The sequence below is a fragment of the Bacillus sp. SRB_8 genome (assembly GCF_003264205.1).
Lineage (GTDB): Bacteria > Bacillota > Bacilli > Bacillales > Bacillaceae_G > Bacillus_A > Bacillus_A mycoides.
Genome location: NZ_NADT01000018.1, coordinates 101586 through 113621, shown reverse-complemented (window position 1 = coordinate 113621; position 12036 = coordinate 101586). Strand labels below are relative to the sequence as shown.

Sequence of the window (12036 nt, the reverse complement as noted above, 5' to 3'; positions counted from 1 at the left end):
GGAAATATGGCAGTTTTAGAAATTGTAAAGCATCCAAATGAAGTGTTAGAAACACCATGCGAAAGAGTAATTAACTTTGATAAAAAGTTAGTGAAATTGTTAAAAGATATGCATGAAACAATGTTAATTGCAGACGGAGTTGGTCTAGCTGCGCCACAAGTGGGTGTAAGCTTACAAGTTGCTGTTGTTGATATAGGTGATGATACGGGTAAAATTGAATTAATTAATCCTGTTATTTTAGAAAAACGTGGTGAACAAGTAGGTCCCGAAGGCTGCTTAAGCTTTCCGGGACTTTATGGTGAAGTGGAGCGTGCAGATTACATTAAAGTACGTGCACAAAATCGTCGCGGTAAAATATTTTTATTAGAAGCGGATGACTTCTTAGCGCGTGCAATTCAGCATGAAATCGATCATTTACACGGTGTTTTATTTACATCTAAAGTGAAAAGGTATTATGAAGCAGGCGAATTAGAATAGGTTTAAAAGGAGCGGTTTTTGAATGATGAAAGTAGTATTTATGGGGACACCGGACTTTTCTGTGCCGGTGCTTCGTCGTCTTATCGAGGACGGATATGACGTAGTTGGTGTTGTAACGCAACCTGATCGTCCAGTTGGTAGAAAAAAGGTTTTAACACCTACTCCTGTTAAAGTAGAAGCGGAGAAACATGGTATTCCAGTAGTACAGCCGTTAAAAATTCGCGAAAAAGACGAATATGAAAAAGTATTAGCACTAGAGCCAGACTTAATTGTAACAGCAGCATTTGGACAAATCGTACCGAATGAAATTTTAGAAGCGCCAAAGTATGGATGTATTAATGTCCACGCATCATTACTTCCAGAACTTCGCGGTGGTGCACCAATTCATTATGCGATCATGGAAGGTAAAGAGAAAACAGGTATTACAATTATGTATATGGTAGAAAAATTAGATGCGGGCGATATATTAACGCAAGTAGAAGTAGAAATTGAAGAGCGTGAAACAACAGGTTCATTATTTGATAAGTTAAGCGAAGCAGGAGCACACCTTTTATCTAAAACGGTTCCTTTACTAATTCAGGGTAAACTAGAACCAATTAAACAAAGTGAAGCTGAAGTGACGTTTGCATATAATATAAAACGTGAGCAAGAGATAATTGATTGGACAAAAACAGGTGAAGAAGTATACAATCACATTCGCGGATTGAATCCATGGCCAGTTGCTTATACGACTTTGGCAGGACAAGTTATTAAAGTATGGTGGGGAGAGAAGGTCTCTATTACAGAGAAAGCTGAACCAGGTACAATAGTAGCTCTTGAAGAAGATGGGTTTGTTGTTGCAACAGGGAACGAGACAGGCGTTAAAATCACTGAATTGCAACCATCTGGTAAAAAGCGTATGAGTTGTTCACAATTTTTACGTGGAACAAAACCTGAAATTGGTACGAAGTTAGGAGAAAATGCATGAGACAAAATGTTCGTGAGTTAGCTCTGGATGGCTTAATTCAAGTAGAAAAAAGTGGTGCATATAGCAACTTACTTTTAAATAATTTGATTGAAAAAAATACAATTGACAGAAAAGATATTGGTTTATTAACTGAAATGGTATATGGAACAATTCAACGTCGTGACACACTAGATTATTATTTACAACCATTTTTAAGAAAAAAGGTTGAAGCGTGGGTAAGAGTGTTGCTTCGCCTATCTCTATATCAAATGCTATATTTAGACCGAGTTCCAGAAAGAGCGGCTATTCATGAAGCAGTTGAGATTGCAAAGCGTCGTGGGCATAAAGGGATTTCAGGCATGGTGAACGGAGTATTGCGTTCGATTCAGCGAGAAGGTGTACCTTCGTTAGAAGAAATCGAAAATCCAGTAGAACGACTTGCGATTGCAACGAGTCATCCAATGTGGCTTGTACAAGAATGGGCATCCGAATATGGTTTAGAGACAGCAGAGAAAATGTGTGAAGTAAATATGTTGCCACCTGTACCAACAGCACGTGTAAATGTTGATAAAGTAACGGTAGAAGAAGCGGTTGCGTTATTAGCTGATGAGGGTATAGAAGCAAAACGTGGCGAATTGTCAGAGGATGCAATTCAAATTGAAAGAGGAAATGTCGCACATACAGAAGCGTTCAAAAAAGGTTTCCTTTCTATTCAAGATGAAAGCTCAATGCTTGTAGCACGTGCTTTAGAACCGAATAAAGGAGATACAGTTCTAGATAGTTGTGCTGCTCCTGGCGGAAAAACAACTCATATTGCAGAGCGTTTGGACGGAACTGGTAAGGTAATGTCGCTTGATTTACACGCACATAAAGTACGTTTAATTGAACAACAGGCGAAGAGACTTGGTTTAGAAAATGTAGAAACGATGGCTTTAGATGCTAGAAAAGTTCAAGAGCATTTTGCAAATGAATCTTTTGACAAAATATTAGTAGATGCACCATGTTCTGGATTTGGTGTTATTAGACGTAAACCTGATATTAAGTTAGGTAAAGATAAGGGCGATAGTGAAAGGTTATCAACGATTCAACTTGCGATACTAGAAAAAATAGCACCATTGTTAAAACAAGGTGGTCGCCTTGTTTATAGTACGTGCACAATTGAAAAAATAGAAAATGAACAAGTAATAAAGCAATTTTTACAAGAGCATCCTGAATTTGAATGGGATACTACGATAAAAGATCGCATGCCAGAAAAGTTAAATCCGTATATTGATGAAGGTCAAGTACGAATTTTACCGCATTATTTTGCAACAGATGGCTTTTATATTGCTTGTTTAAGAAAGAAGGTGTAGCATCATGGAAACGACTGTAAAAAAACAAAAGAAAAATCTAGAAACAAAGAAACCATCAATTTATTCTTTACAACTTCATGAAATGCAAGATTGGTTAAAGGAACAAGGAGAACCTAAGTTCCGTGCAGGACAAATTTTTGATTGGCTATATAAAAAACGTGTAAAAAATTATGAGGATATGTCAAACCTTGCTAAAGGATTGCGCGATAAATTGTCGAATTCCTTTGATATTACTACTTTAAACACTTTAGTAAAACAAACGTCTTCGGATGGAACGATTAAATTCCTATTCCAGTTATACGATGGATACTCTATTGAAACTGTACTAATGCGACATGAATATGGAAATTCCATTTGTGTAACAACACAGGTGGGTTGCCGCATTGGCTGTACGTTCTGTGCTTCTACACTTGGTGGGTTAAAACGAAACTTAGAGGCTGGAGAAATTGTAGCGCAAGTAGTAGAAGTTCAGCGTGCGCTTGATGAAACAGAAGAACGTGTAAGTTCTCTTGTTGTTATGGGAATTGGAGAACCATTTGATAATTATGATAACTTAATGTCATTCTTACGCATTGTAAATCATGAAAAAGGAATTCATATTGGTGCAAGACATATGACAGTTTCAACAAGTGGAATTGTTCCAAAAATTTATAAGTTCGCTGAAGAAGATATGCAAATTAATTTTGCGATTTCATTGCATGCTGCAAATACAGAGATACGTTCAAAATTAATGCCGATCAACCGTGCTTATAAGCTACCTGATTTAATGGAAGCTGTTAAATACTATGTAAATAGAACAGGGCGTCGTATTACATTTGAATATGGCTTATTTGGAGGAGAAAATGACCAAGTTGAGCACGCTGAAGAACTTGCTGCGCTCTTAAAAGGTGTAAAATGTCATGTAAACTTAATTCCGGTAAACTACGTGCCAGAACGTGATTATGTACGTACGCCACGAGAGCAAATTTTCTTATTTGAAAAGACGCTAAAAGATCGTGGAGTGAATGTAACCATTCGCCGTGAACAAGGTCATGATATTGATGCAGCCTGCGGTCAGTTGCGTGCAAAGGAGCGCAAAGAAGAGACGAGGTGACTAGATGAAAGCCGTGTTTCTATCGGATAAAGGAAAAGTTCGTCAACATAATGAAGATAGTGCAGGAGTTTTTCGCAATTTAGATGGAAATATTTTAGCGGTAGTAGCAGATGGAATGGGAGGTCATCGAGCTGGCGATGTAGCTAGCTCGATGGCTATTCAATTATTCCATGATTATTGGAAGCAAACGCATAATATGAATGAGCCTAAAAAGGTAGAAAAGTGGTTACATACTAACGTTGGAATTATTAATGAGCGCATATATGCTTACTCTAAGCAGCATGCAGAATGTAATGGCATGGGAACAACACTTATAATAGCCATTTGTACATCGAATTTTGTGACGATAGGTCATATAGGAGATAGTCGGTGTTATATGGTATCAGAGGGGAAAATGACGCTTGTAACGGAAGATCATTCGCTTGTAAATGAACTTGTAAGACATGGCGAAATTTCAAAGGAAGATGCAGAATATCACCCGAAAAAGAATGTTTTGTTAAGAGCATTAGGAAATGAAGAAACAGTTGGATTAGATGTTAAAACATTGGTGCTTGAAGAAGATGATCAATTACTTCTTTGCTCAGATGGATTGTCTAACAAAGTTTCTATTGCTGATATGCAACAAATTTTACAATTGAATGAACAGCTCGAGGCGAAGGGAGAGCATCTCATTCAATTAGCAAATGATCGTGGTGGAGAAGATAATATTACCCTCGTTATTATTGATTATACGGATTCGACAAACGAAAGTAGGTGAAGTGCAACGTGCTGATTGGAAAACGCTTAAATGACCGTTATAAGCTGCTGAAAATGATTGGCGGTGGAGGAATGGCCAATGTATATTTAGCTCATGATGATATACTCGGCCGAGATGTAGCGGTAAAAATATTAAGACTCGACTATTCAAATAACGAAGAGTTTATTAAACGTTTCCATCGAGAAGCGCAATCTGTTACAACGTTGTCGCATCCAAATATTGTGAATATGTATGATGTTGGGGAAGAGGATGATATATATTATCTTGTAATGGAATATGTACCTGGACGAACATTGAAGCAATACATAATTGATCGAGGGATGTTACCGATAGGAGAGGCTCTTGATATAATGGAGCAGTTAACGTCCGCTATGGCACACGCCCATCATTTTGAGATTGTACATCGTGATATTAAACCGCACAATATTTTGATTCGAGATGACGGAGTGGTCAAAGTAACAGACTTTGGAATTGCGACAGCTACAAGTGCAGCAACAATTACACATACAAATTCGGTGCTCGGTTCGGTGCATTATTTATCACCAGAACAAGCGCGCGGCGGTATAGCGAATAAACAATCAGATATTTATTCACTTGGGATTGTTATGTTTGAATTGTTAACAGGAAGACAACCGTTTTCTGGTGAATCTGCTGTTGCAATTGCGTTAAAACATTTACAAAATGAAATGCCATCTCCAAAAAGATGGAATGACAATATTCCACAAAGTGTTGAAAATATTATATTAAAGGCAACTGCGAAAGATCCGTTCCATCGATATCAATCTGCTAACGCGATGAAACGAGATATTGAAACAGCGCTATACCCAGAACGAATAAATGAACAACCATTTTACATACCAGAAGATATGGAAGCAACGAAAGCGATTCCAATTATTCAACAAGAACAACTATTTCAAAATGTAAGTGATGAAACGATTGTATTAAAAGGAAGTAAAGTGGATGAACAAGTAAGAAAAGAAGAGACCAAATCAGGTAAGAAGAAAAAGCGAAATAATAAATGGCTGAAAGTTTTAATTACAACATTTTTACTTTTAGCGATAGGGATAACATTAGCACTTACTGTTATTCCAGGCTTCTTTATTCCGAAAGATGTGAAGGTTCCTGATGTGGCTGGTATGAAATATACGACAGCTGTAAATACATTAGTTGAAAAAGGTTTTGAAGTTACTGAACCTAATCTTGTATATACAGATGATGTTGAAGCCGGAAAAGTGATAAAAACAGATCCTATAGCAGGAAGAGTAGTGAAAGAAAACTCTAAAATTACTATCTATCAATCAGGTGGGAAAAAGAAAAGTAAGATGCGTGATTTGACAGGAAAAGATTTCGAGAGTATAAGAGCTGAGTTAGAAGAAGAATATAAACAAGTTACAATAAATTATATTGAAAATGATAAGCCGAAAGGTGAAATTGTAGAGCAAATACCAACGCCTGATCAAATGGTTATAGAGACAGAACAAGAACTGAAAATTTGGGTAAGTAAAGGACCTTATCAAATAAGACCAGGTGATTTTTCAGGATGGACTGAAAATAGTGTAAAAGGTTATTTAAATGAAAGAAAGCTTGTTTCTGATATAAAAAGAGAGTATTCAGATACGGTTGATAAAGGTCTTGTTATTTCACAGTTACCAAAGCCTGGGACACCTTTAAAAGAAGGAGATAAAGTATCGATTGTTATCTCCGGTGGTCCGAAGCCTAAAGTGACGAAAACGGTAAAAGTGGATAACATTTCTATCCCATATGAAGCTTCTGCAACAGGTGAGAAAAAGCCGCAAACAATAGAAATTTATAAAGAAGATATGCAGCAAAAAATGGATAAACCAGTTGAAACGAGAACAATTACTGAGTCAGCGATTATTTCTTTAGAATTTGTAATTCAAGAAGGTGCAAAGGGACACTATAAAATTGTCCGAGATGGAGTAACGATTATGGACAAGGAAGTACCATATCCAGCTCAATAATAGTGAATTCCATCCTCCTTATATAGAAAATGGAATTTATTACTCTTGCCTGTTATGCTGTCTACATCGTGGACTGTATAACAGGCAAAAATATATGATTCAAAAAGCTGTAAAAGTGATACTGTTGTAAATAATATTTCAAATTTGATGGTAGATTAAATATATGAACCTGGATATATATTTGGTGGGCTTTGAACTAATTGTTTAAAGAACGCTAGTCTATTCATATTTAATTGCAGTTTCATTTTATACAAAATAAAGGAGAATTATATGCCAGAAGGAAAAATTGTAAAAGCTCTAAGTGGGTTTTATTATGTGCAGAATGAGGAAGGGATTACACAATGTCGTGGGCGTGGTGTATTTAGAAAGAATAAAATTACGCCACTTGTAGGAGACCAAGTTGTTTTTCAAGCGGATAATCCGAATGAAGGTTATGTGTTAGAAGTATTTGATCGGAAAAATGAACTTGTTAGACCTCCTATTGCTAATGTTGATCAAGCTATTCTTGTTTTCTCTGCGGTAGAACCAGATTTTAATCCAGGACTGTTAGATCGATTTTTAGTATTAATTGAATATCATAACATTAAACCAATTATTTGTATTAGTAAGATGGATTTAGTAGATGAAAAAATGAGAGAAACTGTTGAATCTTATGCAAATGATTATCGTGAAATGGGTTATGATGTGTTGTTTACTTCTATAAATACATCGGAAAGTATTGATATTCTGAAACCATTCTTAGAAGGTTGTATTTCCGTCGTTGCAGGCCAATCTGGTGTTGGGAAATCTTCAATGCTAAACGTATTACGTCCAGATTTAGAATTGAAAACTAATGATATTTCTTCACATTTAGGACGTGGAAAGCATACGACAAGACACGTAGAATTAATTACAGTTGGAAGCGGACTTGTTGCGGATACACCTGGTTTTAGTTCGCTTGATTTCATAGATATAGAGGTAGAAGATCTTACATATTGTTTTCCAGAGTTGAAAGAAGCGAGCCAATACTGTAAATTTAGAGGGTGTACACACCTTGCTGAACCGAAATGTGCGGTGAAAGCTGCGGTTGAAGAAGGAAAGATTACCGAATATCGTTATAAGAATTACAAACAATTCGTAGAAGAAATTAGAGAGAGAAAGCCGAGGTATTAGTCATGATTAAAATTGCACCATCGATTTTATCAGCAGATTTTTCAAGATTAGGGGAAGAGATTAAAGATGTAGAAAAAGGCGGAGCTGACTACATTCACGTCGATGTAATGGATGGGCATTTCGTACCAAATATTACGATTGGACCATTAATTGTAGAAGCAATCCGTCCGATTACATCATTACCGTTAGATGTACATTTAATGATTGAAAATCCTGATAACTATATCCCAACTTTCGCAAAAGCGGGAGCGGATATTATTACTGTTCATGTAGAAGCGTGTCCTCATTTACATCGTACAATTCAGTTAATTAAATCTCATGACATTAAAGCAGGGGTTGTATTAAATCCGCATACTCCAGTTTCAACGATTGAGCATGTATTAGAAGATATAGACATGGTATTACTTATGACAGTAAATCCTGGATTTGGCGGGCAGAAGTTTATTCATTCTGTATTACCGAAAATCAAACAAGTTGCAGAAATGGTTAAAGAGCGAAATCTAGAAGTGGAAATTGAAGTTGATGGTGGTGTCAACGCTGAAACGGCAAGACTTTGTATTGAAGCAGGAGCGAATGTTCTTGTAGCGGGATCAGCAGTATACAATCAAAAAGACCGCGGTGAAGCAATTCGTGTAATTCGCGGATAAAGAATGAACGAACCTTTATCCTAGTGAAGCTTCTAGTTCATTAAGACTTCACTATTTATACATGTTAGAGTGGCAAATAAGGAGAAAGGCAATCTACCGAATGGCAGATTGCCTTTTTACAATAGAAGGGGAAGGAAAAATGATTATTCATATTTTAGCGGGAGGACCTGCAGAATACTGCGCAGATTTTTCGCGGTATGAAAATGAAGAAGTAGTTTGGGCGGCCGTTGATAGAGGAGTGTACCGTTTGTTGAAAAGAGGAATCACTCCGGCTGTTGCGTTTGGGGATTATGATTCAGTTACTGATGAGGAATTAGCATGGATGAGGCAACAAACAAATGAATTACATATCGTCCCGCGAGAAAAAGATCAAACAGATTTAGAAATTGCAATTAGCTGGGCTTTAGAACAGAAACCAAAATTAATTCGTATTTTTGGTGCTACTGGTGGAAGACTTGATCATGGTTTAGCAAATATTCAGATGCTTTTAAAGGGATTAGAAGTAAATATAGAAATGTGTATTGTGGACAATAAAAATGAAATAATGGTGAAAAAGTTTGGTATGTATATAATTGAAGGAAACGAACATTTTCCATACGTATCATTTGTACCAGTTACTGAAAGGGTAGAAGGTATTACACTTCACGGTTTTAAGTATCCCCTTACTAATAAAACAATAGAGTGGGGATCGACACTTTGTATTAGTAATGAACTCGTTGAGGAAAAAGGTACTTTTTCATTCACTTCTGGCATATTAATGATGATAAGAAGCACTGATTGAAGAAACAATTTTGCTCCTTGCATCATATAGTGAACAAGTGGAGTAATGGGGATTAGGAGGGAAACCATGAGATTTTATACAATTAAGTTACCTAAATTTCTTGGTGGAATTGTTCGTGCGATGTTAAATACCTTCAAAAAAGACTAAAAAAAGCACCTATTACCGGTGCTTTTTCCAATGGTATAATAAAAAAAGAGCCTAGCGGCTCTTTTTTTTATTATTAAACACGTTCGATTTTGCCAGATTTTAATGCTCTAGCAGAAACGTAAACACGTTGAACTTTTCCGTCGATGCGTACGCGAACTTTTTGAAGGTTAGCGCCCCATTTACGTTTTGTAGCGTTCATTGCGTGAGAACGAGAGTTACCAGAACGAGCTTTTCTTCCAGTGATAGCACAAACACGAGCCATTTATATTTCCCTCCCTTAACTACCGTAACATACGTAATTTTTCAATATTAGTCTTTTATGCGATGCTAAAAACACTACTATAATTTAACACAACTAAAAAGAGAATGCAACACCGTAGGAAAAAGAAATCAAGAAAAAATACTTGACACTATATGTCAATGAAGAAAAGGTGAAATCAAGAAAAATTGCTTGACATATTATAGTGGTACATGTTGTATAATAACAATGGACTATTTTGCTCATCATAAAAAAATGTAATTTAAAACATAAAATATGAGAGTGAAAAAGAAAGAACGATGGAATTTTCTTTAAAAAGATTATATGATAGTAACTAAAGTAGTCTAGCTCACTTTCACCATTTATGAAGGGGGAAACGAGATGTCAATTGAAATTAAAACGAAGTACGGTCAAATTGATATTAGTACAGATGTAATTGCAACAATTGCTGGAGGTGCCGCAGTAGATTGCTACGGTATCGTAGGTATGGCATCAAAAAATCAGTTAAAAGATGGATTAACAGAAATTTTACGAAAAGAAAACTTCACTAGAGGCGTTATTGTTCGTAAAAATGAAGATGAAGTACATATTGATATGTATATTATTGTGAGCTATGGTACGAAAATTTCAGAAGTAGCACATAACGTGCAGACTAAAGTGAAATATACATTAGATCAAACTGTAGGACTAGCAGTAGATTCTGTAAACATCTACGTACAAGGAGTTAAAGTAATAAACTTGTAATGTGCATTAAGGAGGAAAATCTGTGTCAATTCAAAAAATTGATGGAAAACGTTTATCACAAATGATCATTCAAGGAGCCAATAATTTAACAAATAATGTTCAGCTTGTTGATGCATTAAACGTATTCCCAGTTCCAGATGGCGATACCGGTACAAACATGAACTTATCAATGACTTCAGGCGCACGTGAAGTGAAAGCAAATCCTTCGCAGCATGCTGGTAAAGTCGGTGTAAGTTTAGCCAAAGGATTATTAATGGGAGCTCGTGGTAACTCTGGGGTTATTTTATCTCAGTTATTCCGTGGTTTCTCTAAATCCATTGAACAAAAAGAAGAATTAACGACAGTTGATTTTGCTGCAGCTTTAGAAGCTGGAGTAGAGGCAGCTTACAAAGCGGTTATGAAACCAATTGAAGGAACGATTTTAACGGTTGCAAGAGAAACGGGTAAATATGCAGTGACAGTTGCGAAAAAACAGCGCGACTTTGTTTTGTTTATGGAAGACGTTGTAAAAGAAGCAAACGCATCGTTAAATCGTACGCCAGATTTATTACCTGTATTAAAACAAGTTGGCGTTGTAGATAGCGGTGGTAAAGGTCTTGTTGTTGTATATGAAGGATTTTTAGCTGACTTAAAAGGAGAAACGATTTCTTCTGATATGCCTGCCCAACCATCTATGAATGACATGGTACGTGCAGAACATCACCGTAGTGTACAAAGCCAATTGAGTACAGAAGATATTAAGTATGGATATTGTACGGAGTTCATGGTGAAATTAGAGCCTGGAAAAATGAAGGAACATAATTTCTCTGAACAAAAATTCCGTGAAGATATTAGTGTGTACGGAGATTCACTACTTGTTGTATCGGATGATGAGGTTGTAAAGGTTCATATTCATGCGGAACATCCTGGAGATCCTATGAACTATGGACAACGTTACGGTAGTCTAATTAAGATCAAAGTAGAAAATATGCGTGAACAGCATACTGCTTTATTAGATGAACCTAGCATGGTACCTGAACAAACGAATCAGCCAATAGAGAAACAACCGTATGGTATTGTAACTGTAGCTATGGGATCGGGTATTAAAACTCTATTTGAGAGCATTGGTGCAACGAAAGTTATCGAAGGTGGCCAAACGATGAATCCGAGTACGGAGGATATTGTGAAGGCGATTGAAGAGGCGAATGCTGAAAAAATCATCATCTTACCAAATAACGGGAATATCGTGATGGCAGCAGAACAAGCAGCATCAGTTGTAGAACAAGAAGTTATTGTTATTCGTTCAAAAACAGTTCCTCAAGGTATGGCTGCAATGTTAGCATTTAATCCAGTTGGAACGCTAGAAGAGAATGAAGAAAACATGAAAGAAGCTTTAGCTCATGTGAAAACAGGTCAGATTACGTATGCTGTTCGTGATACGGAAATTGACGGTGTAGCGATTCAAAAAGATGATTTCATGTGTATTGCAGATGGGAAAATTGTATCTACAAATGCTGAGAAAGTAGGAGCTGCAAAGCAATTACTAGAAGCGCTAATTGATGAGGATTCTGAAATCGTAACGATTCTACAAGGTGAAGATGCAACAGATGAAGAAGTGGCTAAATTAGTTGCGTTTGTAGAAGAGAACTTTGAAGATGCAGAAGTAGAAGTACATGCAGGGAACCAACCGGTGTATTCTTTCATCTTCTCTGTAGAATAA

Annotated in this window: 13 protein-coding genes; 12 read left to right on the top strand and 1 reads right to left on the bottom strand. The window is 36.6% G+C overall.

The features are described 5' to 3' along the window. Positions 1-6 precede the first annotated feature (6 nt). The 10 genes from def (at position 7) to spoVM (ending at position 9334) form a co-directional block, all read left to right on the top strand. Complete coding sequence (gene def, locus B5P40_RS10550; RefSeq protein ID WP_002014496.1) at positions 7-477, top strand: peptide deformylase; 471 nt, start codon at positions 7-9, stop codon at positions 475-477. A 22-nt stretch (positions 478-499) separates the two neighbouring features. Then, the gene (fmt, locus tag B5P40_RS10545) at positions 500-1444 is read left to right on the top strand and encodes a methionyl-tRNA formyltransferase (protein ID WP_002014498.1); all 945 of its coding nucleotides are present in this window, start codon (positions 500-502) and stop codon (positions 1442-1444) included. Next, positions 1441-2775 (top strand): 16S rRNA (cytosine(967)-C(5))-methyltransferase RsmB, encoded by a 1335-nt coding sequence (gene rsmB, locus B5P40_RS10540; protein WP_002128834.1) that lies wholly within the window; start codon positions 1441-1443, stop codon positions 2773-2775. Before fmt ends, rsmB begins: the two co-directional genes overlap by 4 nt. Before the next feature lie 4 nt (positions 2776-2779). Beyond that, a complete protein-coding gene (gene rlmN / locus B5P40_RS10535) occupies positions 2780-3868 on the top strand; it encodes a dual-specificity RNA methyltransferase RlmN (protein WP_002014500.1) in 1089 nt (362 codons plus the stop codon). 4 nt (positions 3869-3872) lie between these two features. Beyond that, positions 3873-4625: a Stp1/IreP family PP2C-type Ser/Thr phosphatase gene (locus B5P40_RS10530; RefSeq protein ID WP_002014501.1), complete on the top strand. Its 753-nt coding sequence runs from the start codon at positions 3873-3875 to the stop codon at positions 4623-4625. A gap of 8 nt (positions 4626-4633) precedes the next feature. Next, positions 4634-6607, top strand: a complete 1974-nt coding sequence (gene pknB / locus B5P40_RS10525) for a Stk1 family PASTA domain-containing Ser/Thr kinase (protein WP_113709235.1) — start codon at positions 4634-4636, stop codon at positions 6605-6607. 270 nt (positions 6608-6877) lie between these two features. Further along, entirely contained in the window at positions 6878-7759 is an 882-nt protein-coding gene (gene rsgA, locus B5P40_RS10520) for a ribosome small subunit-dependent GTPase A (protein ID WP_002014503.1), read from the top strand. Positions 7760-7761: 2 nt separating this feature from the next. Next, positions 7762-8406 (top strand): ribulose-phosphate 3-epimerase, encoded by a 645-nt coding sequence (gene rpe / locus B5P40_RS10515; protein ID WP_002014505.1) that lies wholly within the window; start codon positions 7762-7764, stop codon positions 8404-8406. Between the two features lie 100 nt (positions 8407-8506). Further along, a complete protein-coding gene (locus B5P40_RS10510; protein WP_002014506.1) occupies positions 8507-9187 on the top strand; it encodes a thiamine diphosphokinase in 681 nt (226 codons plus the stop codon). Positions 9188-9253: 66 nt separating this feature from the next. Then, the gene (gene spoVM, locus B5P40_RS10505) at positions 9254-9334 is read left to right on the top strand and encodes a stage V sporulation protein SpoVM (RefSeq protein ID WP_001213599.1); all 81 of its coding nucleotides are present in this window, start codon (positions 9254-9256) and stop codon (positions 9332-9334) included. 73 nt (positions 9335-9407) lie between these two features. Here spoVM and rpmB read toward each other — a convergent pair whose 3' ends face one another. Continuing rightward, positions 9408-9596 (bottom strand): 50S ribosomal protein L28, encoded by a 189-nt coding sequence (rpmB, locus tag B5P40_RS10500; RefSeq protein WP_000124776.1) that lies wholly within the window; start codon positions 9594-9596, stop codon positions 9408-9410. Between the two features lie 378 nt (positions 9597-9974). On the opposite strand from rpmB, the gene B5P40_RS10495 reads away from it, so the two are divergent. Together B5P40_RS10495 and B5P40_RS10490 are read left to right on the top strand one after the other, a co-directional pair. Continuing rightward, positions 9975-10337 carry an Asp23/Gls24 family envelope stress response protein gene (locus tag B5P40_RS10495; RefSeq protein WP_002014507.1) on the top strand — a complete coding sequence of 121 codons (363 nt, stop codon included), beginning with the start codon at positions 9975-9977 and terminating at the stop codon, positions 10335-10337. Positions 10338-10359: 22 nt separating this feature from the next. Beyond that, the gene (locus B5P40_RS10490) at positions 10360-12036 is read left to right on the top strand and encodes a DAK2 domain-containing protein (RefSeq protein ID WP_002014508.1); all 1677 of its coding nucleotides are present in this window, start codon (positions 10360-10362) and stop codon (positions 12034-12036) included.